Below are 23,740 nucleotides of genomic sequence, written 5' to 3' on the forward strand. Positions count from 1 at the left end.
AAATTAGCCTAATCCACCAGCGCCGCGGCTTCATCGATACCCACCGATACCAGACGCGAAACGCCGGGTTCCTGCATGGTCACCCCCATCAGGCGCTCGGCGGCTTCCATGGCGATCTTGTTGTGGGTGATATAGATGAACTGGACGTTTTCCGACATCTCTTTGACGAGCTTGGCGTAGCGGCCCACGTTGGCGTCATCCAGCGGCGCGTCGACCTCATCAAGCATACAGAACGGCGCGGGGTTGAGCTGGAAGATGGAGAACACCAATGAAAGCGCGGTGAGCGCTTTTTCCCCACCGGAAAGCAGATGAATCGTGCTGTTTTTCTTGCCCGGCGGGCGCGCCATGATGGCAACGCCGGTTTCAAGCAAATCATCGCCGGTCAGCGTCAGCCAGGCAGCACCACCGCCAAACACGCGGGGAAAGAGTTCCTGCAAGCCACTATTCACCTGATCAAAGGTTTCCCGGAAACGCACCCGCGTTTCCTGGTCGATCCGCTTAATGGCCCGTTCAAGGGTTTCCAGCGCCTCAACCAGCTCGGCGTGCTGGGCTTCCAGGTAGTTGCGCCGTTCGGCCTGCTGGTCGTACTCCTCGATAGCTGCAAGGTTGATTGCCCCCAGGCGGCGGATCTTCTCGCCCGTGCTTTCCAGTTTCTCCTGCCAAGCTTGCTCGCCGGCATCGCTTGGCAGGGTCTCGGCCAGGGCCTCGGCGTCGTGGCCCAGTTCGGCAAGATGCTCATCCTGGGTCGCCGCTTTCAGGGCCAGCGCCTGAACGTCCATGCGCCGCTGTTGAAGCTGCTCGCGGCTTTGTTCAAGGTTACGCTCGTGCTGCTGGCGGGCCAGTTCGTCGTTGCGCAATTGCTCGGCTAGCGACTGCGCCTGCTGGCGGATGTCGTTAAGCCTGCGCTCCTGCTGCTCGCGCTGGTGCAGCAACTCTTCAAGCTCTTCACCCGCCATTTCATCTGGTTCAAGTAACGTTTCCCGGGCTTCTTCCAGTTCGGCGATGCGTAACGTCAGGCGCTCTTCGCTATCACTTGAGCGTGACTGCTGGGAGCGCAGGCTATCGCGCTCGACGGTTAAGCGCTCGCGCTCCAGCGCCAGGGTCTGCTGCTGGGTCTTTAACGGGGCATGCTCGCGGGTCAACTGTTCACGCTGTTCACGCTGGCGGCCGCGCAGCTCAGTGGCAACTTCTCGTGTCTCTGAAGCCGCTTCCAGCGTTTCCATGGCGATGTGCCAGCGGGCACGCTGCTCTTCCAAAGTAAGTGTTAACTCCGCCTCATCCTCTTGCAGCTGGTTAAGCTCGTCATCTAGCTCGGAGGCCCGGCTTTCAAGATGCTCCAGCTTCTGGGCGGCGCTGCGCTCCTTGATCGCCAGCTGTTGAAGGCTGGCCGCGTGGGCGCGCTCCTGTTCAGCCTGCTGCTCGCGGGCAAGTTCCAGCGCCTCAATTGCTTCGCTGGCCATTTCGCACTGCTCTTCGGCCAGGGCCAGGGTCTGTTCATCCTGCTCGCGCTGGGCGTCAAGCTCGTTAAACCGGCGGCGGGTCAGCAGTAGCCCATCGACACCTTGGCCATTGGCCTGCTGATGCAGCCAGCCGCGCCCTCGCCAGACGCCATCCCGACTGACGACGCTTTCCCCAGGCAGAAGGCTCGGCACAAGCCGCTCGGCTTCCGCGCCGGAATCCACGTAGTGAATACTTGCTAACCACTCACCCAAGGCGCCTGCGCCATTTACCAGTGAATCCAGGCGCTGGCCGCTGGTTGATACGACGGGCGCTTTCTGATCGATCAGACACCAGTCGGTCGCCAGGGCTTCCGGCAGTGCGGCAAGCTTGTGGCTTGCCATCAGGCGCGCATTCAGCCAGGGCGCCAGCAGCCAGGAAATGACCGTTTCCCAACCGGGCGCGACGCTAAGCGTTTCACCCAGGCGCGGGGCATTACTCAGCCCGTGGGTTGCAAGGGCTGCTTCTATATCCGGATCGTGGTCGGTAAGCGCTGCATCAATCAATGCTTGAAGCGAGGCCAGTTCGCCTTGGCGCTGGCTCAAACTAGCGCGCTTGTCATCGCGGGTGCGCGTGGCCTGCTGATAGACATTTTTGGCATCGCTGTACTGCTGCTGCCACTGCTCACGGGTTTGGGTGAAGGCCTCGGAACGCTCTTCGGCCTCCTCAAGCTGTGCCTGGTAGTGCTGGTGCTCTTCACGTAGTGCGCTCAGATCCGCCAGGTCGCCGCGCTGCTGACGTCGCCGCTGGCCTTCTGCCTGCAGGCGCTGGATGCGCTGCTCCAGATCGCGCAGCTGATCTTGGCTGCGCTCGGCTTCGCGACTTGAGTCTCGCCAGCGGTTTTCCGCCTCGGTCCACTGCTGCTCGGCGGCTTCCATGGCAGGTGTGGCATCGGCCAGCGCCTGTTCCAGGGCTTCCAACTGCTCTTCCAACGCTTCGTGTTCGGGTAACAGGTCCTCAAAGCGCTCCTCAATGGCGGCAAGCCGCTCGCGATCGCCTTCGCTGACCCGGCGCTGCTCGTCAAGCTCGCGCCGAGCGGTGGCAATATCGGCGGCCAGCTGGGCATCTCGGCTCTTGCGATGGGCCTGGTCCTGCTCGAGCCTTGCAATCCGCGTGGTGGTCTCGAAAAATTGCTGCTGGTGGCGCTCAAGTACTTCGGCAAGCTCGTCATGCTGCTCGCGGGCCTGCTCCAGGCGGGTTTCGCACTGGCGTACGCCAAAGACATCTTTTTCAACCGAAATTTCCAGCTCGCGAACCCGGCTCTCCTGGAGCGACTGTTCAGCACGCAGAGTGCGCCCGCGCAGCAGGGCCAGCTCGCCTTTCAGACGGTATTCCTGCTGTTTTAACTCCTGGTAACGCTTGGCCGCCTCGGCCTGACGCTTCAAGCGCTCGAGCTGTTTATCCAGCTCTTCGCGAATGTCATCCAGGCGCTCCAGGTTCTCTTGGGTGCGGCGCATGCGGTTCTCGGTTTCCCTGCGGCGCTCCTTGTACTTGGAAATGCCTGCCGCCTCTTCAAGCGTTGAACGCAGATCATCCGGGCGGGCTTCAATCAGGCGCGAAATCATGCCCTGGCCGATAATCGCGTAAGAGCGTGGCCCAAGGCCGGTGCCCATGAAAAGATCAGCGATATCCCGCCGCCGGCACTTCTGGCCATTGAAGAAATAGTTGGACTGGCCGTCACGGGTAACCAACCGCTTGACCACAATTTCCGCGTATTGGGCGTACACGCCGCCCATGGTGCCGTCGCGATTGTCGAACTTGAGTTCAATAGACGCCTGGCCCACCGGTTTGCGACCGGTAGAGCCGTTGAAGATGACATCCGCCATGGATTCACCGCGCAGGGTTTTGGCGGACGATTCACCCATCACCCAGCGCACGGCATCGATAATATTGGATTTGCCACAGCCATTGGGGCCGACAATGGCCGTCATGTTGCCATCAAAAGGTACTGTGACCGGATCGACAAACGACTTGAACCCCACCAGGCGAATAGACGTTAAACGCATGCCGAACCTGCGTGGCGGTGGTTCAGAACAGGGGCATTATTCAGATACACGATCACTCACAACCTCGGTGGCATTATCTTCAGCGCGGTTTTCACGGCTTTCTTCATTTAAAGGGGCGGCAAGCCCGTCGGGCAATTCGGCTGGCGCATTCAGGCGCTCCTGGGCCGCGCGAATACCTTCGCGCAACGACTCAGCCATGGAGGTATCATTGATGGTGGCCAACGCCCGCCGCCAGTAGTCAATAGCGGCTTCATAGTCGCCGGTGTCAAAGGCGTGAATGCCGAGCAAGCCTAACACCGTTGGCTGGCGTGGATCTTGTGCCAGGGTTTCATCCACCAGGTCTTGCACGCCTCTGGTGAGTTCACGGCCGGCCATGAAAAAGCGGATCTGGGCAAGCTGAGCCAACAGTTCAGGCAGGCGTCCTTCAAGGGCGATCAAACGTTCAAGAGCATTGACGGCCTTAGCCTCATGGCCGGTATCTCGGTAGAGCGGAAACAGCATGGCCCATACGTTGGGGTTATCCGGCTGCAGTACCGCCTGCTCCTCGATACGGGCTATATAGGTCGCGGCCGTGGCGGTCGCGTCCTCAAGCAACGCCTGCTGGACACCATATAGGGCAAGGTCACCTTCCGCCCCTTCTTCCATGTACCAGAACAGGCTGATCGCGGTCACGCCTAGCGCAATGAGCGGCACGGCCAGCCGCCCGGCACGGGGTGACTTCAGCGGGCGCACGGCATGTGTAGCGGTATCTTCCAAAAGGCTGCGCTCAAGCTCCAGCTGCCCTTCGGCCCGCTGCTCGGCGTCGATATCATCCCGCTCAAAGGCGGCGTTCAGCGAAGCCAGGCGGCGCTTGAAAATTGCCACGTTCTGCTCGGTGGCATCGTCGCTTGCCTCAAAGGCCTGCTGCTGGTTATAAAGCGTGCGTGCCGAGCGCAGCGGCGCCAGTAGGCAGGCAATCGCGGGCAGCATGAGCAGCGCCACGGCAATCCATAAAAACGTCATGGTGACCTCCGGCGTTCAAGCAGGGCATCAAGGCGGGCGCGCTCATCAGCGTTCAAGGCCTTGGCGGAGGCGTTGCGACGGGCACGAACGATCAGCATGACGATCAAGCAGCCAACAACACCCAAGCCGATGGGTAGACCCCATAGCAGGTACGTGCGGCGCTCCAGGCGCGGGTTATAGAGGATATAGTCGCCAAAACGCGCCACCATATGATCAACAATTTCGCTATCGGCCCGGCCTTCTCGAAGCAGCAAATACACACGCTCACGCATATCCGCGGAGATAGGCGCATCGGAGTCGCCAATTGCCTGGTTTTCACACAGCGGGCAGCGCATGGACGCCGTCAGGTCGGCGTAGCGCTGCGCCAGCACCGGGTCGTCGAATTCGCGGATCTCGATCCCACCGGCCACTGCGCTGAGCGTCAGGGTGAGCAAGATAGCCACGGCAAGGGTGCGGATTATCGCCATTTGGCCACCTCCGGCAAAATGCGCTCCGTCACATCGTCAGGTGAAATATAACCCTTGTGGTGATAGCGGATAATGCCATCGTCATCGATCAGAAACGTTTCCGGCGCGCCATACACCCCCAGATCAAAACCTAGGCTTCCTTCAGGGTCGAAGATATTGACGGCAAAAGGATCACCATACTCGTTGAGAAAGCTCATGCCTTTCTCGCGGGTATCGCGGTAGTTCACCCCCACCATGCGAATGCCGCGGTCGGCAAGCTCGAGCAGTTGGGGCATCTCCTGTTTGCAGGCCGGGCACCATTCGCCCCACACGTTGACCAGTGTAACTTCACCTTGTAGTAGCGTCTGGTCGACATGGCGGTTCGCATCACGCAGGGTGGTCGCCTCGAACGCCGGGAACTCCCGCGCCATCAGCGCGGAGTCCCGCGCTGATGGGTCATGCTGCAGGCGCTGGTAGAAAAACAGCGCTACCATCAAAAAGCCTACCGGCAGGAGTAACAGCAGCCATCGGCGGTTCATGGGGTAACCTCCTGTTCGTCGATGTGCTGGCGGCTGGCCAGCTGGACATGGCTTACCGCCTGGGTCCGCCGGTAGCGTTTGTCGATAACCGCTAGTACGCCACCCAACGCCATCAACAAACCACCCAGCCAGAGCCAGCGTACAAAAGGCTTGTACTGAATACGCATGGCCCAGCTGCCGTCGTTCAGGTCTTCACCCATGGCGACATAAAGATCCCGAAACAGGCCAGGGCGCAGCGCCACCTGGGTCATGGGCATGCCGGTGGCGAGATAAAAGCGCTTTTCCGGACGCATCTGAAAATGGCGGCCTGAATCGATGTTGTGCACCTCAAGCACTGCCGTATCGGCTATAAAGTTGGCCCCACGGCGACTGACAAGCTCATTCATGGTGAACCGGTAGCCCGCCATCTCAACCGTTGTGCCCGGCGCCATGCGCACCGTGCGCTCGCTGGCGTAGTTGGACACCACCGCAACGCCAATAATCGTCACGGCAATACCCAGATGCCCAAGCACCATGCCCCAGTAAGCCAGCGACAGCTTGCGAAGGCCCGCTAACCGCGTCGTGCCATGGCGGGTTTTATCAACAAGGTCGCGCACCATGGGCAGCACAATCCAAAGTGCGGCCACGATGCCAAGCGAGGCCCACAGGTTCCACTCCCCCCGATAGATAAGCGGTAACACCATACCAAGTACCAGCGCCGCGCCACCGGCAAGCCACAGTTTGCCTACCAGTTCACGAGACGCCATGCGCTTCCAACGTGCCACCGGCCCAAGACCCATAAAGATGCACATGACCACAGTCAGCGGCACGAACAGAGCGTTGAAGTACGGTGGGCCCACGCTGATTTTGCCAAGCCCGAGCGAGTCGAGAATCAGCGGATAAAGCGTACCCAGCAAAATGGTTACGGTCATGATGACCAGCAGGATGTTGTTGACCAGCAGCAACGCATCCCGGGAGAGCCAGCTGAAACTGACGTGGTGGCTTACCCTCGGTGCACGCAGGGCAAATATTCCCAGCGACAGCGTGACGGTGATGGCCAACAGCACCAGGATAAAAAGCCCGCGCGAAGGGTCATTGGCAAACGCGTGTACCGAGGTAAGCACGCCCGAGCGCACCAGAAAAGTCCCCATCAGCGAAAGCGAAAAGGTGAAGATGGCCAGCAGCACGGTCCAGCTTTTAAACGAGCCGCGTTTCTCGGTGACGGCCAGCGAGTGGATCAACGCCGTACCGGTCAGCCAGGGCAGGAGCGAAGCGTTTTCCACCGGGTCCCAGAACCACCAGCCGCCCCAGCCAAGCTCGTAATAGGCCCACCAGCTGCCCAGCGCAATCCCCACGGTTAAAAAGGCCCAGGCGATATTGGTCCAGGGGCGCGCCCAGCGAGTCCAGGCGGCATCCAGGCGCCCGCCCAGCAAGGCCGCTATGGCGAAGGCAAACACCACCGAGAACCCGACATAGCCCATATACAGCATGGGCGGGTGCACAATCAGCCCAATATCCTGAAGCAGCGGGTTAAGGTCCGCGCCATCCTGGGGCACGTTGGGCAGCAGCCGCGTGAACGGGTTGGAGGTGAGCAGAATAAACAGCAGAAAGCCCACGCTGATAAAGCCCATGATACCCTGCACCCGGGCCAGCATGTTCCTCGGCAAACTGTTTGAGAAGCGCGAGGCCGCATAGCCCCAGCCTGCCAGCATCAGGCTCCACAGCAGCACCGAGCCTTCGTGGTTGCCCCATACCGCGCTCAGCTTGTAGTACCAGGGCAGCATTGAATTGGAATTATTGGCCACGTTCGCCACGCTGAAATCATCCAGCGCGTAGCTTGTGGTCAAACATAGATAGGCAATCGCAATAAACAGAAACTGACCAACCGCCATGGGGTGGCCGTAGGCCATCCATAGCGGCCTTCGCGTAGCGACACCGGCCAGCGGCATAATCGTCTGCACCACCGCCATCAGCAAGGCGATAATCAGCGCGAAATGGCCAAGTTCCGGAATAATTTTAACTAACATCTGCACTCCAACCTGGCACTGACAACAGGGCACACGGCCCCCAAGCAAGCCATGTTAAACCGGTAAATTCTCGTAACGCTCTTCAAGCGACAGCTACTGCTCAAGGCGCTGCCCTACTTCAGCCGCCTTGGCCTGATAGTCAGCAGCCGAGTAGCCAGCTTCTTCAAGCGCTTGTGCCACTTCAGGCGGCATATAGTTTTCATCATGGCGGGCAAGCACCTTGTCGGCCACGAACCGGCCATCGTTCTGGAGTTTGCCTATCACCACCACACCCTGCCCCTCACGGAAAAGATCTGGCAGTATGCCGCTGTAGGCCACGCCAAGCTCGTCCACATAGTCGGTAATCTGAAATTCGACATCCAGGCTTTGCGGGTCGCGAATAACCGACCCCTCTTTCACCATGCCCCCTGCCCGAATAGTGCGCTCGACAGGCGCATCGCCCTGGGCAATCTGTACCGGACTGAAGAACAGGTTGATGTTGGCGCGCAGGGCATACAGCGTCAGGCCTACGGCCAAGGCGGTCAGCATCAGGCAGCCCAGAATGATCAGCAGCTTTTGGCGGCGTTTAGGTGTCATCAGCTTGGCTCGCTTGAAGTGAGTTCGGCGCTGTCTTGCCACTCTGGGGCGGGCGCATTTTTTCACGACGGGTGCGGCGTGTTAAAGAGCGTATCAGCAGGCGGCGCTCAATGCGGGCATGCCACACACAGGCGATCATCAAAAGTGCCGTAACGCCCCAGGCCGCCCAGACGTAAGGCCCGTGCCCGCCCATGGCCAAGAACGCGGCAAACGAAGAAAACGCCATTAGCGCGCCTCCCTGATCAGATCTATCACCCAGCGCTTGTTCATTTCCCGGCGCAGGATTTCATTACGCGTGCGCATCAGTGTCAGCGCAATAAAAAAGCCGTAAAACCCCAACACCATGACCAGCAACGGCAGCCACATTTCCGTGGGCATGGCGGGGCGTGAGGTCAGCGTAAAGGTCGCTGGCTGGTGGAGGGTAAACCACCAGTCGACCGAGTACTTGATAATCGGAATATTGATCACCCCTACCATGGCCAGCACCGAGGCCGCTTTTGAGCCGCTATCGCGGCTGGCAAAGGCGCCGCGCAGAGCAATAACGCCGAGAAACAGAAACAGCAGAATCAGCATGGAGGTCAGCCTGGCATCCCACATCCACCAGGTACCCCAGGTGGGCACACCCCACACCGCCCCGGAAAATAGGGCCACAAACGTCATCACCGCTCCAAACGGCGCCATGACCGTCGCCGCCATATCTGCCACCTTGATCTTCCATACCATGAAGACGAGGCTCGCTGCCGCCATCGAAACAAACACCGACTGGGCAAGAAAGGCGGCGGGCACGTGGACATAAATGATTCTGAAGCTGTCGCCCTGCCCTTGGTTCACCTCGGTGGGTGCGAAGGCCAATCCCCATACCGTACCGGTCGCAATGAGTAGCAGGGAGACTGCCCAGCACCAAGGCTGCACCCTTGCGCTCATTGCATAGAACCATTTGGGTGAGCCCCACTTATGGATAAAGGTCCACATGACGTGTTCTGTCCTCAACCGTTAATGCTGATACGTAGCGAAGCGGCAATCGCCCAGGGCGCCAATAGCAGAGAAGCGGCGAGTAAGGCTCCCAACATGGCCAGGTGCGCGGCAATGCCATCACCGTTAATCGCGGCCTGCACTGCCCCTACCCCAAAAATAAGCACCGGAATATAAAGCGGTAGTATCAATAGCGATAGCAGTACACCACCCCGGGCAATACCCACCGTGAGGGCGGCACCAATGGCACCAATCAAACTCAGGCTAGCGCTACCTATCGCCAGTGAAAGCGACAACACTGCGTAACTTCCTGCCGGAAGCGCCAGCATGATACCTAAAAGTGGCGCCACGATAGCGAGCGGCAGTCCGGTGAACAACCAATGGGCGGCCACCTTTGCCAACCCAAGGACAGCCAATGGCTGGGGCGTCAACAAGAGCTGCTCCAGACTGCCATCGTCATAGTCGGTGCGAAAAAGGCTATCCAGAGACAGCAGTGCGGCTAAAAGCGCGGCGACCCACAAAAGCCCCGGCGCGATGAGCGACAGTACCGCTGGGTCGGGTGAAATACCGATAGGAAACAGGGTTACCACCAGAGCAAAAAATACCAGCGGATTGAGCAACTCGCCACGCCGCCTGAACATCAGGGTGACATCGCGTTTAAGCGTGGCCTTGAAGGCAACCCAAAGTCCGCCTTGTGGGGTATCAAGCATTATCCTCTCCTACCCCAGTTGGACGCTGCGAACGGCGGGTGAAACGGCCAGGGCATGATGCGTTGTCAGCAGAACGCTTCCCCCAGTCTGAGCGTGGGCGGCCAGCTGCTTTTCAAGCGCGTCTACCCCCTGGCGGTCAATAGCGGTAAACGGTTCATCCAGCACCCAGAGCGCGCGACGCGTAAGCGTTAACCGGGCTAAAGCCACCCGGCGCTGCTGCCCGGCGGACAGCTGCCCAGCCAGCACGTCTTCAAAGCCGCCTAGCCCCACGTGCAAAAGCGCGCGCAGGCGCTGTTCCTCGTCGCCTTTATCGCCATTAAGCGCCTGGTACCAGGCAAGGTTCTCAAGCGGGGTGAGCCCCGCCTTGACGCCTGGCGAGTGGCCCAGATAAAGCAGGTTGGCAAGAAAGTGTTCGCGCACTTTAGCCAGTCGCTCGCCGTTCCAATAAAGCTCGCCGTGGTAATCACCCAGCTGGCCAGCCAGAAGCTTTAGCAATGTGGTTTTTCCACTGCCGTTGGGGCCTTCAATTCGAACGATTTCACCGCTGCGAATATCCAGATCGAGCCCTTCAAATAACCAGCGCCCGTCGCGCTCGCAGGCTAGCTGTCGTGCTTGCAGGCACAGGCTCAAGTGTCTCTCCCAGCGTATTGATAATGGGCAAAACTCTACACGGAAAGCCACTTTACCGCCAGCCAGTGAGGATTGTTCCAGCCATAAAATTAGCATGCTAAATATAGCAACATGACGTATTACCCACGATGGCAGACTAAAAACAACACTAACACTGTATGCAAAAACAGCTGTATACTAAAACCACTGTATGAAAAACCATATTAAAAAGCATACTGAACTACCACGATTACATGCCTAGGGAACGGGCGCTGCATTGGAGAATCCCCTATGAATATGTCGATGTCAGCACCAACCCATGCCTGCCGTGTAGCCCTGGCAGGATCCCCCTGCTCTGCCAAAAGCATTCAGTCTGCCCACTCCTTCACGGCGCCGCGCATGACGAGGCATAACACCTATGCGCTCAAGATACGCGGCAACCGCATGCGCGATTGCAACCTGTTTGATGGAGATGTCATTATTATTCGTCGTTTTCAGCACGATGCGCATGAAGAGACCGCCGTGGCACAGATCAATCAACAGGAAATCGCCTTGAAACACCTGTCGATCAATCGCTTTGGGGTGCATCTATGGCCTGCCGATGTCCACGCGCCGGATCTTTTTTTACATAACCGTGATATTCAAGTATTGGGAATGGTCATGGGTGTGGCTCAGCACGACTCAGTGGCTGACAGCGCTGCCCATGGGCCTCTGGAGCACTGATTGCGTTACCGAGTACCTGATTTACCTGCCGCGCAGTGGCAGGTTACGGACATCGAAGTCGAAAAGAGCCAGTTTATTACCTGGCTATGCCACGCGCCGGACATTGACGCCTTTAGCGCGCTGCTTGAGGCGGCCAGGGCTACTCACCCCAACGCCAGCCATCACTGCACGGCTTATATAGCCGGCCCTCCTGGCGAGCAGACGCGCATTGGCTTCTCTGATGACGGCGAGCCTGGCGGCACGGCGGGGCGCCCCATGTATCAGGTACTGCAGGGCAGCCAACTGGGTGAAATCGGCGGTGTGGTGATTCGCTACTTTGGTGGCACCAAACTGGGTACCGGTGGCTTGGCGCGCGCTTATGCCCATGCGGTCAGCCATGCGCTGGAAAGCCTGCCTACCCGTGAAGTGATCGAGCGCGATGCTTATCATCTGCGGTTGTCGTTTGCTAATGAAGCCATTGCCCGCACTTGGTGCAGTGAGCAGTCCATTCCCGTTGAACAGGTCGATTACGACGGTAACGGCGCGCAGCTGACCATTGGCTGGCCTCGCGATCAGGTGTTTGATATTTCCCCGCTGGAAAACCGCTTAAAATGCACTCTGGACGTTAGCCTGGTAAATATACCCGCTTCCTGAGCCATAAAAAACGGCTTACGGAGTAACCCGTAAGCCGTGTATTGGGCATTACTGCTGCGCCCACCTATTCTCAGGGTTTATCCCAGATATTTAATCATGACCCCAGCGGCCACGGCAGAGCCGATCACTCCCGCCACATTCGGGCCCATGGCATGCATCAACAGGAAGTTATGTGGATTCGCTTCAAGCCCGACCTTATTGGCTACCCGTGCAGCCATGGGCACGGCGGATACGCCGGCCGCGCCAATCAGCGGGTTAATCGGCATACGGCTCATCAGGTTCATCAGCTTGGCCATTAACACACCCGCCGCCGTACCAATTCCGAAGGCGATGATACCCAAGCCTAGAATGCCCAGGGTTTGCACCGAGAGGAAACTGTCGGCCATCAGCTTTGATCCCACCGAAAGCCCTAAGATGATGGTCACGATATTGATCAGCGCATTCTGAGCCGTATCGGAAAGCCGCTCGACGACGCCACATTCGCGCATCAAATTACCAAAGCAGAACATGCCTAAAAGCGGTGCCGCATCGGGCAGAAACAGTGCTACCAGAATCAGCAGCATCAGCGGAAAAACGATCTTTTCCAGCTTGGATACCGGGCGCAGCTGCGTCATGGTGATCTGGCGCTCTTTCTCAGTAGTGAGAAGACGCATGATAGGCGGTTGGATCAACGGCACCAGCGCCATATAGGCATAGGCGGCCACCGCGATCGCGCCAAGCAGTTCAGGCGCAAGGACGCTCGAGACGTAGATCGAGGTCGGCCCGTCAGCCCCGCCAATGATGCCGATGGCCGCCGCCTGGTTGAGCGAGAAATCCATTACGCCCATCGAGGTTAAGAGCACGGCGCCAAACAGCGTGGCGAAGATCCCAAACTGGGCGGCCGCCCCCAGAAACAGCGTGCGCGGGTTTGCCAGAAGCGGGCCAAAATCGGTCATCGCACCCACGCCCATAAAGATCAGCAGCGGTGCAATGCCTGATGCGATGGCCACCCGATAGAAGTTATACAACATGCCGTCGCTGTAGCCGACGCTCATCGCGATATCTCTGGCGGCGCGCAGCTGATCCGGCGCTACGTCACCATGAGCCAGCAGCTTCAACGTCTCGCGCCAATTTTCTACGCCAGCAAGCGGGTCAAGGGTGGTGCCAAGCGCGGCACTTATCTGTTGCAGCACTGCCGGCCTTGCCACTTCAATGGCCTGGTCCAACGCCGAGATGGCAAGCCCCGCTTCTGGGATATTGGCCAGAATCCCGCCAAAGCCGATAGGCACCAGCAAGAGCGGCTCAAACTTCTTGTGAATCGCCAGGTAGAGTAGCAATAACCCCACCACGATCATGACCGCCTGGCCAAGCTCGAGGTTATAAAGCCCCGAGCCTTCCCATAAGGTGATTAGTTTTTCCATGCCCGGGTGCCCTTAAAGCTCAATCAGTGCGTCACCAACAGCTACGCTGTCGCCTTCGCTAACGTTAACTTTCGAGACCGTACCGGCGCTGCTGGCACGAATTTCGGTTTCCATTTTCATCGCTTCAAGGATGATCACTACATCCCCTTCGGCGACCTGATCGCCCGGGCGCACGTTCACTTTGAAGATATTGCCGGCAAGCGGCGCGGCAATGCTCTCGCCGCTGCTCGCAACAGGTGCCGGTGAAGGCACAGACGAGGCGCTCGTGGTTTCTTGAACCTGGCCGATATCCCCGCCTTCAGACACTTCAACGACAAATGCCTTGCCATTGAGCTTGACGGTATAGGTTTCCGGGCCACGGGCGGGCGCCGGGGTACTAGCCTTGATCGTACTCGGCACCTTGGCCATTTCGCTGCCGGCAGCCTGGGGGGCGGGCTCAAAGGCATCGGGGTTGTCGCGGTTCTTGAGAAACTTGAGGCCAATCTGAGGGAACAGGGCGTAGGTCAATACGTCGTCCAGCTCGCGTTCGCCTTCGGCCATGCGTATTTTTTCCGCACCGGCCTTCTCTTTAAGTTCCGCTGCGAGGCGCTGCATTTCCGGCTGAAGGTTATCCGCTGGGCGGCAGGTGATCGGTTCACCGCCTTCCAGCACGCGCGCCTGAAGCTCCTTGTTGAACGGCGCGGGGGCTGCGCCGTACTCGCCTTTCAGAAGCGCCTGCACTTCCTTGGAGATCGACTTGTAGCGCTCACCCATCATCACGTTCATGACCGCCTGGGTACCGACGATTTGCGAGGTAGGCGTGACCAGCGGAATAAAGCCCAAGTCCTCGCGCACGCGGGGGATTTCTTCCAGCACGTCGTCCAGCTTGTCACCCGCGCCCTGCTCCTTGAGCTGGCCTTCCATGTTAGTAAGCATGCCGCCCGGCACCTGTGCTACTAGAATGCGCGAGTCGATACCGCGCAGCGAGCCTTCAAAGGCGGCATATTTCTTGCGCACTTCGCGGAAGTAGCTGGCGATGTCTTCGAGTAGTTCAAGATCCAATCCGGTATCGCGGTCGGTATCTTTAAGCATCGCCACAACGGACTCAGTCGGACTATGGCCATAGGTCATGGACATGGAGGAAATGGCCGTATCCACGTTATCGATGCCGGCTTCTACCGCTTTAAGTATGGTGGAGGTAGATAGTCCGGTGGTGGCGTGACAGTGCAGGTGAACGGGAATAGATAAGTTTTTCTTCAGACGGGTTACCAGCTCAAACGCTGTATACGGCGTCAAAAGCCCCGCCATATCCTTGATAGCCAGCGAGTCTGCACCCATTGCCGCAATGGTTGAGGCAAGGTCGACCCAGCTATCCAGGGTATGGACCGGACTTACCGTATAGGAAATGGTGCCCTGAGCGTGGCCGCCTACCTGACGCACCGCCTTGATAGCGCGCTCTAAATTGCGCGGGTCGTTCATGGCATCAAACACACGGAACACGTCGACACCGTTATACTTGGCCCGCTCGACAAACTTGTCGACCACATCATCGGCGTAGTGCCGATAGCCCAGCAGGTTCTGGCCGCGCAGCAGCATGGCTTGCGGCGTATTGGGCATGGCTTCTTTCAGAGCCCGAATACGCTCCCAAGGGTCTTCGCCCAGGTAGCGAATGCACGCATCGAAGGTGGCGCCGCCCCAGGTTTCAAGCGACCAGTAGCCGACGCGATCCAGCTTTTCGGCGATAGGCAGCATGTCTTCAAGGCGCAGGCGAGTGGCAAACAGCGACTGATGGGCGTCGCGCAGCACAACATCGGTAATTCCCAGCGGGCGTTTTGTCTCGTTCATGGCGATAGCTCACACGTTGAAATTATAGATATGTAGTAAAACTAACAAAAAAAGCCGATTTGAATGTCGTAGTCAACAAAGTGCGGGTCGTTTAATTTGGTGGCGAAGAACGATAACGATGCACCGCAGCACTGATGACCGCCTGAATCTCGGCGTCGTTATCCGCATGCACTGGTGCACGCACGCCTTGAGAACCTGGCGAGGCCGGTGCCGACAACGGCTGAAAACGCCCAACCAATTTTGACATCAACGTAACACTAACCACTAAAACTGTAAGAAAAACAAAAACAAACCCCATACCCAGCCCCATAATGGCCAGGCCCTCCTGGAGCAGCTCCGAATCCTGCATAACTCCCCTCCTGTTGTTAGGCGCTCATCAAGCCCCTAAGGACGATAAAAGCTCCTTGGCGTAATGAAAGTAATACACTAACCTGCCACACCTAGCATAGTTTGCAATCGCGCCATAGTGGAAGTCATGGTTGTTAATTTACTACAAAACGGAAAGATTGGCCTTGCCCCGATGGAAGGCGTCATCGATGCGCTCACTCGTGAGCTGTTGACGCGTCAGGCAGGATTCGACTGGACTGTTACCGAGTTTGTCCGCGTGGTGGATACGCGCTTACCACCCCGCGTGTTCTACCGTCACTGCCCCGAGCTTGCCAAGCGCCCTGTGGCGACGCCAAGTGGCGTTCCCGTGCATATACAGCTACTTGGCTCTGATCCTGAGGCGCTTGCCGAGAACGCCCGCCAGGCGCTTGCGCTCGGCGCGCTAAGCGTTGATCTTAATTTCGGCTGTCCGGCCAAACTGGTCAATCGTCACGATGGCGGCGCCTCGCTACTCCGCCGTCCTGAGCGTGTCTATCAGGCGGTCAAGGCCGTAGCTGAAGCGCTTGGCGGAGAAATCCCGGTAACCGCTAAAATTCGCCTGGGGTTTTCTGATCGTCGTCTGGCGGTTGCTTGTGCTCAGGCAACCGAATCGGGGGGCGCTGCGCGATTAGTAGTACATGGGCGTACCCGGGATGAAGGCTATCGTCCTCCGGCTCACTGGGAATGGATTGGCCGAGTACGTCAGCAAGTATCGATACCGGTAGTCGCCAATGGGGATATATGGTCTTTGGAGGCTTACTGGAAGGCGCGCACGCTTTCAGGCTGTCGGGATGTGATGCTGGGGCGTAGCGCGCTGGCTGACCCCTGGCTTGCGCCGCGCATTCGTCACTGGCAGCAAACCGGCGAGCGGTTGCCTGAAACCACCTGGGAAATGCGCGCCAGCGTTCTTAGAGAGTATGCCGATCTACAGCGCCAGCATTTACCCGACCGCATTGTAGTTTCACTGGTAAAGCAGTGGCTTGCCCAGATGCGCCAGGGCAACGCAGAGGCCAATCAGCACTTCCATCGGGTCAAGCGCCTAACCGACCTTGAGACCCTGCTTTCAAGCTTGGTGGCGGACATGCCTCTGGCTGAACTTGAAAGCCTTAGCCTCTAATTGAAGCATGGAGGCCAAACCACAGGCCAAAAAAAAGCGCCCACGCTAAGCGGGGCGCTCTAAACGATCCAAGATCGAGACGCGAGCCATCTCGATCAGGCTAGAAAACAGAAAACCCGCTCTCAAGAAGAGAACGGGTTTGGAATCTGGCGCGCCCGGGAGGATTCGAACCTCCGACCCCCTGATTCGTAGTCAGGTACTCTATCCAGCTGAGCTACGGGCGCTTTAGAGATGTAAATACTCATTAAAGAAAATGGAGTACACAAGGGCTATCGCCTTACATCAGGTTAGAAGATGGCGCGCCCGGGAGGATTCGAACCTCCGACCCCCTGATTCGTAGTCAGGTACTCTATCCAGCTGAGCTACGGGCGCATCTTCTAATGTGCAGCTGGCGGAGAAGGAGGGATTCGAACCCTCGATAGGGCTATAAACCCTATACTCCCTTAGCAGGGGAGCGCCTTCAGCCACTCGGCCACCTCTCCTCAACAGCACGGCGCGAATGTTACCGATTTTAGCGGCTAGTGTCTAGCCCTGTGTCGATTTTTTTCGCGCCAGCTTAACGTTACCGTTTAAACGCCCTTTAATGGGCGTGACACAATCGGCCATTTACTCTGTTTCACTTTCGCTATTACGTTCGCGCTGAATGCGCTGATAGATCTCTTCACGGTGTACAGCAACATCTTTCGGCGCATTGACGCCGATACGTACCTGGTTACCTTTCACACCTAGCACTGTGACGGTGATTTCATCACCAATCATCAGCGTTTCGCCAACACGGCGAGTTAGGATGAGCATGGCTGATCTCCTTCTCAGACGTTTTATACAACGGGTTGTGTCCGCCAAAGGGGACCACTACGCCATTATGCGGCATAGTGGCGCTGTCACCAATGGCTGTTGCTCCATGACACTTAAACCTCCCGTTGAAAGAAAGCTCACCACCAACGGTAGCGAGTACCTCTTTAGCGTAGAAGGTTTAAGGCAGAAACGTTATTCAGATTCTATGTTTGATTTATCTAAACCAAATGCTTTATGTAACGCGTTAACCGCCAGTTCCATATGCTTTTCATCGATCACGACCGAGATCTTGATTTCGGACGTGGAAACCATGCGGATATTGACGTTTTCATCGGCCAGAACGCGGAACATTTTTGAGGCAACCCCGGCATGCGAGCGCATGCCTACACCCACCAAGGATACCTTGGCGATATTATCATCGCCACGCAGCTCGCCACCGCCCAGATCGGGAATGACGGTTTCTTCGAGCAGCTTCTTGGTAGCCTTGTAATCGCCTTTCGCGACGGTAAAGGTGAAATCGGTGTAGTCACCTGCCGGCGCCACATTTTGCACGATCATGTCGACTTCGATATTGGCATCGGCAATCGGGCCAAGAATACGCGAGGCAACACCCGGTACATCGGGGGTATGCAACAGCGTCAGCTTGGCTTCGTTTTTGGTAAACGCGATACCGGAAATCAGCGGTTCTTCCATGGAGTCCTCGTCTTGGTCAGCATCTGCAACAATTAGGGTACCGGGGCCATCTTCGAAGCTCGACAGTACCCGCAGGGGAACGTTGTACTTGCCTGCAAACTCTACCGCGCGAATCTGCAGCACTTTAGAGCCCAGGCTTGCAAGTTCCAGCATTTCTTCCACCGTAATGCTTTCCAGGCGCTGCGCCTTGGTGCATACGCGGGGGTCGGTGGTATAAACCCCGTCGACATCGGTATAGATCTGGCACTCGTCGGCGCCCAGGGCCGCCGCCAGCGCCACGCCGGTGGTGTCCGAGCCGCCGCGGCCCAGGGTCGTGATATTGCCGTTCTCATCAACGCCCTGGAAACCGGCGACTACCACAACCTTGCCTGCTTCCAGGTCGGCCTTGAGATCATCGGTTTCAATGCGCTGAATACGGGCTTTGGTGTAGGCACTATCGGTATGAATACCTACCTGCGCACCGGTGTGAGAAGTGGCTGATACACCAATCTGCTGCAGCGCCATGGCAAGAAGTGAAATGGTGACCTGCTCACCGGTGGAGAGCAGCATATCCATTTCGCGCGGGGCGGGGTCTTCATTAAGCGCGTTGGCCATATCGGTCAATCGGTTGGTCTCTCCGCTCATGGCGGAGACCACGACCACGACCTGATGCCCCTGATCACGAAAGCCCTTGACCTTTTCCGCCACGGCTTTAATACGGTCGACTGAGCCTACCGAGGTGCCACCGAACTTCTGTACGTATAGTGCCATATGCCGTTTTTTCCTATTCGTTCGGGAATGGAGGATGAAACGTAATTTCTCTTAAGTTGGCAAAAGGCCGGTTGCTGATAATGCCACCGGCCTTTTTGATTAGCTAAGTATATTTTCAAGCCACGCAGGCACGCTATTCAAGGCATCGGGCAGCGCCTCTGGCTGACTACCCCCGGCCTGCGCCATGTCAGCGCGGCCGCCGCCTTTGCCGCCTACCTGCGAGGCCACATGATTCACCAGCTCACCGGCTTTAACACGCCCGGTCAAATCCTGGGTCACGCCGGCAATCAGGCTCACCTTGCCGGCCGCTTCATCGGCCACGCCCAGAATGATGACGCCGGAGCCAATCTTGTTTTTCAGCTGATCGAGCACGCCGCGCAGATCCTTACCGGATACCCCTTCCAGCTGTGTTGCAAGCAGCTTAACGCCGCCTATTTCCTGCGCCTGACCTAGCATATCGCTACCCGCCGCGCTGGCCAGCTTAGCCTTCAACTGCTCAAGCTCTTTTTCCAGGCTGCGATTACGTTCAACCAGCGACTCGACGCGGGCTTCAACCTGCTCGGGCTTGGTTTTCAAGCGCTCGCCCAGACGCTGCACGCGGGCTTCCTGCTCACAGAAATAAGCCAGTGCATTCTCGCCGGTAATTGCCTCGATGCGTCGCACGCCAGAAGCAATACCCACTTCACTGACGATATGGCAGCAGCCGATATCGCCGCTTCTTGCAACGTGAGTACCGCCGCACAGCTCGATTGAGAAGTCGTCAGCGCCGATGGTCAATACGCGCACATTTTCCGCATACTTGGCTTCAAACAGCGCTGCCGCCCCTTTGGCCTTGGCTTGCTCCAGACTCATCTGCTCGACTTGCGTCGCCGCGTTGGCCAGAATTTGCTCGTTCACTAGACGCTCGACCTCTGCCAGCTGATCAGCGCTCATCGGCTCGAAGTGGCTGAAGTCAAAGCGCAGGCGCTCAGCATTCACCAGTGAGCCCTTCTGCTGTACGTGATCGCCCAGCACCATGCGTAGTGCTTTATGCAGCAGGTGGGTCGCCGAGTGATTGCGGATCGTTGCCGAACGCAGGCTGGCGTCCACTTCGCCGCGTACGCTGGCGCCTACCTCAAGGGTACCTGCCACCATGATGCCCTGGTGCAGGTGGTGACCGCTCTGCTTCTGGGTATCGGTGACCTGAAAACGCCCACCGTCTACATGCAGGTAACCGGTATCGCCTACCTGACCGCCCGACTCGCCGTAAAACGGCGTGCGATCCAACACCACGGTGCCTTTTTGCCCTTCCTCTAGCGCCGCTAGGGCATTGCCTTCGCTGTCGACCAGCGCGGTTACCTTGGCCTGATCTTCCAGCCGGTCGTAGCCGGTAAAGTCGGTTGTGCCCTCAAGCTCGATTGACGCGCTGTAGTCCCCGCCAAACTGGCTGGCGGCGCGGGCGCGCTCACGCTGGGCTTCAAGCTCGCGCTGAAAGCCTGCTTCATCAAGCGTGACGCCACGCTCACGGCAGACATCGGCCGTCAGGTCAAACGGGAAGCCGTAGGTATCGTAAAGCTTGAACACGGTTTCGCCAGAAAGCACATCGCCGTCAAGCTCTTCAAGGGCCGCATTCAGCAAGCCCATGCCGTGATCCAGGGTGCGCGCAAACTGCTCTTCTTCTTTAAGCAGCACGCGGGCGATTTGCGCACGGGCATCGCGAAGCTCAGGGTAGGCTTCACCCATTTCGGCATCCAAAGCGTCTACCAGGGTATGGAAGAACGGCTTGGTAGCGCCCAGCTTATGGCCATGACGAATGGCCCGACGGATGATACGCCGCAGCACATAGCCACGGCCTTCATTGGACGGCAGCACGCCATCGGCAATCAAAAAGGCACACGAACGGATATGGTCGGCAATAACGCGCAGCGATGGGGTTGCGGTATCGGCGTGCCCCGTCGCCTTGGCCGCCGCCTGAAGCAGGTTCTGAAACAGGTCGATCTCGTAGTTGGAGTGCACGCCCTGCATAACGGCAGATACGCGCTCAAGGCCCATGCCGGTATCAATGGAAGGCTTGGGCAGCGGGTTCAGCGTGCCCTGGGCATCGCGGTCGAACTGCATGAAGACCAGGTTCCAGATCTCGATGTAGCGGTCGCCATCTTCATCGGCGCTGCCGGGAGGGCCACCCCAGACCTCAGGGCCATGATCAAAGAAGATTTCCGAACTGGGGCCGCAAGGGCCGGTATCACCCATTTGCCAGAAGTTGTCTTCATCCAGGCGGGAGAAGCGCTCGGGGTCGATGCCGATCTCATCTTTCCAGATACGCTCGGCTTCATCGTCGCTGATATGTACCGTTACCCAGAGCTTCTCCTTGGGAAGCCCCAGTGTTTCGGTCAGAAACGTCCAGGCGAAACGAATGGCATCACGCTTGAAGTAATCGCCGAAGCTGAAGTTGCCCAGCATCTCGAAAAAGGTGTGGTGACGCGCTGTATAGCCCACGTTATCCAGGTCGTTGTGCTTACCGCCCGCGCGCACGCAGCGCTGGGAAGACGTTGCGCGAACGTAGGGGCGCGGATCGCGGCCAAGGAACACATCTTTAAAAGGCACCATACCCGCATTAGTGAATAGCAGCGTAGGGTCGTTATCTGGCACCAGCGAGCTGGTGGGGACAATAGTATGTCCCTGCTCTTCGAAAAAGGATAAAAAGGCCTGCCTAATCTCTGCGCTTTTCATAGGGTATCCGTAACAATAAAGCATGATGCCCCAGGGCGCTGTCGCTACTACCCGCTGGGGTCGCAAAAGCGCCATTATAGCGCAGTTGTCAAACGACTAAAGCGGCAGTTAGTGGCTGAAAGCTAAAGACGCCAGAAGTTGATCAGACATAATAGTGATGAAATAAGGCTTTACAGGCAAGAGAGCGCGTAACGAATTTGTTCAAAATCGAAGCCACGTGACGCTAGAAAGCGCTCACGCTTGGCTCGCTCTTTGGGGTTTTCACCCGGGGAGGAGAAGCGTCGTGCCAAGGTTTCCTTGGCAAGTTCAAACCAGTCCACGCCTTCGCTTTCTTCGACGTGGGCTAGCGCTTCATTAAGGGTTTCCTGATTAACGCCGCGTTGGCGCAATTCACCCTTGATACGTATCACACCTTGGCCGCGTATGATCCGCGACCGCACAAAGCTTTCGGCAAAGCGGGCGTCAGATTGAAGTCCCTGCTCTTCAAGCGTGTCCAAGCACGCTTCGATATCTGCGTTATCAAACGCTTTCTGTTTTAGCTTTTGCGCTATCTCGGCGCGCGAGTATTCGCGCCGAGATAGCAGCTGAACAGCAATGTCGCGTGGCGTTGCATCACGTGACGAAGCGAACATAAGCGTTACAGCAGATCGTCGTCAGCATCGGCCGATACATCAGCCGCCGGGGCCTCTTCTTTTTTCGGGTCGGCCTTGGCCAGCAGCTGATCACGGATCTGGCTTTCGATCTCTTCCATGATTTCCGGATGTTCTTCAAGGTACTGAGCAGCATTTGCCTTGCCCTGACCGATCTTGCTGCCTTTGTAGCTGTACCAGGCACCCGCCTTGTCGACCAGGTTGCACTGCACGCCGAGATCAACCACCTCACCGGCATGATAGATCCCCTTGCCGTACAGAATCTGGAACTCAGCCTGACGGAATGGTGGTGCCACCTTGTTTTTCACCACTTTCACACGGGTTTCGTTACCGGTGACTTCATCACCTGCTTTTACCGAACCGGTGCGGCGAATATCCAGGCGCACACTGGCGTAGAACTTCAGTGCGTTACCACCAGTGGTGGTTTCGGGGCTACCAAACATCACGCCGATCTTCATGCGGATCTGGTTGATAAACACCACTAGGCAGTTGGCGTTTTTGATGTTACCCGTAATCTTGCGCAGTGCCTGAGACATAAGACGCGCCTGCAGACCAACGTGGGAATCGCCCATTTCACCTTCGATTTCCGCACGAGGTGTCAGCGCCGCCACGGAGTCGATAATGATGACGTCGACGCCGCCGGAGCGCACCAGCATATCGGTGATTTCAAGCGCCTGCTCACCGGTATCCGGCTGGGATACCAGCAGGTCATCCAGGTTGACGCCCAGCTTTTCGGCATAGGTTGGGTCGAGCGCGTGCTCGGCGTCCACGAACGCACATACCTTACCCTGCTTCTGCGCCTGGGCGATCACGGAAAGCGTTAGTGTGGTTTTACCCGAGGACTCCGGGCCGTAAATTTCCACCACACGGCCAAAGGGCAAACCGCCAATGCCCAAGGCAATATCCAGCCCCAGGGAGCCTGTAGATACTGACGGCATCACGACGCGGGGCGCGTCACCCAAGCGCATGACCGTGCCCTTGCCGAACTGACGATCAATCTGGCTAAGTGCAGCGTTTAACGCTTTCGTACGATTGTCATCCTGAGCCATGCAAACACCCTCATCACAGACTGTATAATTAACCAGTATTATGCCAAAAATCCGTCGCTAAATAAATCCTCAACGCGGTTTTTAACGATTATTTCTCACCCTGACCATCAGCCTGAGCATCTAAACGTGCGACCAGCCCTGCCAGGGCCTCGCGTACCGCCTGCTCGCGTACCGCCTGACGATCACCGGGAAAATGAAAACACTCGGCCTCCTGGTGATTAACGTTACCCCAGGCCAACCACACGGTACCTACCGGCTTTTCAGCACTACCACCATCGGGGCCTGCCACGCCGCTGACTGCTACCCCAAGCTGCGCGCCGCTATCTTGGCAGGCACCGGCGACCATTGCTTTAACCACTGCCTCACTGACCGCACCATGTGCCTGTAGTGTAGCGTCTGAAACGCCAACAAGCCGCGTTTTTGCCGTATTTGCATAGGTCACATAGCCCGTCGTGAAATAGGCCGAACTGCCTGGTGCCGAGGTAATTGCGCAAGCTATGCCACCCCCGGTACACGACTCTGCCGTGGTCACTTCTACCTGCAACTGCTGGCAAAGCTTTCCAAGGCGCTGCGCCAGCAGGGACAAATCAAGATTCTTCAGGCTGGATACGCTGGGCGTCATGACCGCTCCTTCATGTAAGATATCAGTCAGCGTAGAATACTGCGTT

Annotated in this window: 22 protein-coding genes and 3 tRNA genes; 3 read left to right on the forward strand and 22 right to left on the reverse strand. The window is 57.7% G+C overall.

The features are described 5' to 3' along the window. Positions 1 to 8: 8 nt before the first annotated feature. The 10 genes from smc to ccmA form a co-directional block, all read right to left on the reverse strand. A complete protein-coding gene (gene smc, locus ELY25_RS06930) occupies positions 9 to 3,503 on the reverse strand; it encodes a chromosome segregation protein SMC (protein WP_126950548.1) in 3,495 nt (1,164 codons plus the stop codon). Between the two features lie 36 nt (positions 3,504 to 3,539). Then, positions 3,540 to 4,505, reverse strand: coding sequence for a c-type cytochrome biogenesis protein CcmI (gene ccmI, locus ELY25_RS06935; protein ID WP_126950549.1), 966 nt, complete (start codon positions 4,503 to 4,505; stop codon positions 3,540 to 3,542). Further along, entirely contained in the window at positions 4,502 to 4,972 is a 471-nt protein-coding gene (locus ELY25_RS06940) for a cytochrome c-type biogenesis protein (RefSeq protein WP_126950550.1), read from the reverse strand. Before ELY25_RS06940 ends, ccmI begins: the two co-directional genes overlap by 4 nt. Next, positions 4,963 to 5,490 (reverse strand): DsbE family thiol:disulfide interchange protein, encoded by a 528-nt coding sequence (locus tag ELY25_RS06945; RefSeq protein ID WP_126950551.1) that lies wholly within the window; start codon positions 5,488 to 5,490, stop codon positions 4,963 to 4,965. Before ELY25_RS06945 ends, ELY25_RS06940 begins: the two co-directional genes overlap by 10 nt. Then, positions 5,487 to 7,496 (reverse strand): heme lyase CcmF/NrfE family subunit, encoded by a 2,010-nt coding sequence (locus tag ELY25_RS06950; protein WP_126950552.1) that lies wholly within the window; start codon positions 7,494 to 7,496, stop codon positions 5,487 to 5,489. The genes ELY25_RS06945 and ELY25_RS06950 overlap by 4 nt, the downstream gene beginning before the upstream one ends. A 93-nt stretch (positions 7,497 to 7,589) precedes the next feature. Continuing rightward, positions 7,590 to 8,072 carry a cytochrome c maturation protein CcmE gene (gene ccmE / locus ELY25_RS06955; protein ID WP_126950553.1) on the reverse strand — a complete coding sequence of 161 codons (483 nt, stop codon included), beginning with the start codon at positions 8,070 to 8,072 and terminating at the stop codon, positions 7,590 to 7,592. Continuing rightward, positions 8,062 to 8,298: a heme exporter protein CcmD gene (ccmD, locus tag ELY25_RS06960; RefSeq protein WP_126950554.1), complete on the reverse strand. Its 237-nt coding sequence runs from the start codon at positions 8,296 to 8,298 to the stop codon at positions 8,062 to 8,064. The genes ccmE and ccmD overlap by 11 nt, the downstream gene beginning before the upstream one ends. Beyond that, the gene (locus tag ELY25_RS06965) at positions 8,298 to 9,044 is read right to left on the reverse strand and encodes a heme ABC transporter permease (protein ID WP_126950555.1); all 747 of its coding nucleotides are present in this window, start codon (positions 9,042 to 9,044) and stop codon (positions 8,298 to 8,300) included. The genes ccmD and ELY25_RS06965 overlap by 1 nt, the downstream gene beginning before the upstream one ends. Before the next feature lie 14 nt (positions 9,045 to 9,058). Beyond that, positions 9,059 to 9,754, reverse strand: a complete 696-nt coding sequence (gene ccmB, locus ELY25_RS06970) for a heme exporter protein CcmB (protein ID WP_126950556.1) — start codon at positions 9,752 to 9,754, stop codon at positions 9,059 to 9,061. 9 nt (positions 9,755 to 9,763) lie between these two features. Then, on the reverse strand, positions 9,764 to 10,384 hold the full coding sequence (gene ccmA, locus ELY25_RS06975) for a cytochrome c biogenesis heme-transporting ATPase CcmA (RefSeq protein WP_126950557.1): 621 nt from the start codon (positions 10,382 to 10,384) through the stop codon (positions 9,764 to 9,766). A 270-nt stretch (positions 10,385 to 10,654) separates the two neighbouring features. Here ccmA and ELY25_RS06980 point away from each other — a divergent pair, with 270 nt between their 5' ends. Beyond that, a complete protein-coding gene (locus tag ELY25_RS06980) occupies positions 10,655 to 11,086 on the forward strand; it encodes a LexA family protein (protein WP_126950558.1) in 432 nt (143 codons plus the stop codon). After that, a complete protein-coding gene (locus tag ELY25_RS06985) occupies positions 11,087 to 11,719 on the forward strand; it encodes an IMPACT family protein (protein ID WP_126950559.1) in 633 nt (210 codons plus the stop codon). Between the two features lie 77 nt (positions 11,720 to 11,796). On the opposite strand, the gene ELY25_RS06990 is transcribed toward ELY25_RS06985, so the two are convergent. The 3 genes from ELY25_RS06990 to ELY25_RS07000 form a co-directional block, all read right to left on the reverse strand. After that, positions 11,797 to 13,119, reverse strand: a complete 1,323-nt coding sequence (locus ELY25_RS06990; protein ID WP_126950560.1) for a sodium ion-translocating decarboxylase subunit beta — start codon at positions 13,117 to 13,119, stop codon at positions 11,797 to 11,799. A 12-nt stretch (positions 13,120 to 13,131) separates the two neighbouring features. Then, the gene (gene oadA / locus ELY25_RS06995; RefSeq protein ID WP_126950561.1) at positions 13,132 to 14,943 is read right to left on the reverse strand and encodes a sodium-extruding oxaloacetate decarboxylase subunit alpha; all 1,812 of its coding nucleotides are present in this window, start codon (positions 14,941 to 14,943) and stop codon (positions 13,132 to 13,134) included. Between the two features lie 91 nt (positions 14,944 to 15,034). Then, a complete protein-coding gene (locus tag ELY25_RS07000; protein ID WP_126950562.1) occupies positions 15,035 to 15,292 on the reverse strand; it encodes an OadG family protein in 258 nt (85 codons plus the stop codon). A gap of 126 nt (positions 15,293 to 15,418) precedes the next feature. Here ELY25_RS07000 and ELY25_RS07005 point away from each other — a divergent pair, with 126 nt between their 5' ends. Continuing rightward, a complete protein-coding gene (locus tag ELY25_RS07005) occupies positions 15,419 to 16,426 on the forward strand; it encodes a tRNA dihydrouridine synthase (RefSeq protein WP_236995667.1) in 1,008 nt (335 codons plus the stop codon). 147 nt (positions 16,427 to 16,573) lie between these two features. On the opposite strand, the gene ELY25_RS07010 is transcribed toward ELY25_RS07005, so the two are convergent. The 9 genes from ELY25_RS07010 to ELY25_RS07050 form a co-directional block, all read right to left on the reverse strand. Beyond that, positions 16,574 to 16,650 (reverse strand) — tRNA-Arg (locus ELY25_RS07010). A gap of 71 nt (positions 16,651 to 16,721) precedes the next feature. After that, a tRNA-Arg gene (locus tag ELY25_RS07015) sits at positions 16,722 to 16,798 on the reverse strand. Positions 16,799 to 16,815: 17 nt separating this feature from the next. After that, a tRNA-Ser gene (locus ELY25_RS07020) sits at positions 16,816 to 16,908 on the reverse strand. 124 nt (positions 16,909 to 17,032) lie between these two features. Continuing rightward, complete coding sequence (csrA, locus tag ELY25_RS07025) at positions 17,033 to 17,221, reverse strand: carbon storage regulator CsrA (RefSeq protein WP_018918037.1); 189 nt, start codon at positions 17,219 to 17,221, stop codon at positions 17,033 to 17,035. Positions 17,222 to 17,413: 192 nt separating this feature from the next. Further along, positions 17,414 to 18,664: an aspartate kinase gene (locus ELY25_RS07030; protein WP_126950563.1), complete on the reverse strand. Its 1,251-nt coding sequence runs from the start codon at positions 18,662 to 18,664 to the stop codon at positions 17,414 to 17,416. 99 nt (positions 18,665 to 18,763) lie between these two features. Further along, on the reverse strand, positions 18,764 to 21,373 hold the full coding sequence (gene alaS, locus ELY25_RS07035; RefSeq protein ID WP_126950564.1) for an alanine--tRNA ligase: 2,610 nt from the start codon (positions 21,371 to 21,373) through the stop codon (positions 18,764 to 18,766). Between the two features lie 170 nt (positions 21,374 to 21,543). Next, positions 21,544 to 22,005: a regulatory protein RecX gene (locus ELY25_RS07040; protein ID WP_126950565.1), complete on the reverse strand. Its 462-nt coding sequence runs from the start codon at positions 22,003 to 22,005 to the stop codon at positions 21,544 to 21,546. Positions 22,006 to 22,010: 5 nt separating this feature from the next. Beyond that, positions 22,011 to 23,072: a recombinase RecA gene (gene recA / locus ELY25_RS07045; protein ID WP_126950566.1), complete on the reverse strand. Its 1,062-nt coding sequence runs from the start codon at positions 23,070 to 23,072 to the stop codon at positions 22,011 to 22,013. A gap of 88 nt (positions 23,073 to 23,160) precedes the next feature. After that, complete coding sequence (locus ELY25_RS07050) at positions 23,161 to 23,694, reverse strand: CinA family protein (RefSeq protein ID WP_126950567.1); 534 nt, start codon at positions 23,692 to 23,694, stop codon at positions 23,161 to 23,163. Positions 23,695 to 23,740: the final 46 nt, after the last annotated feature.

The sequence above is a fragment of the Vreelandella populi genome, assembly GCF_003989825.1.
Taxonomy (GTDB): Bacteria; Pseudomonadota; Gammaproteobacteria; order Pseudomonadales; family Halomonadaceae; genus Vreelandella; species Vreelandella populi.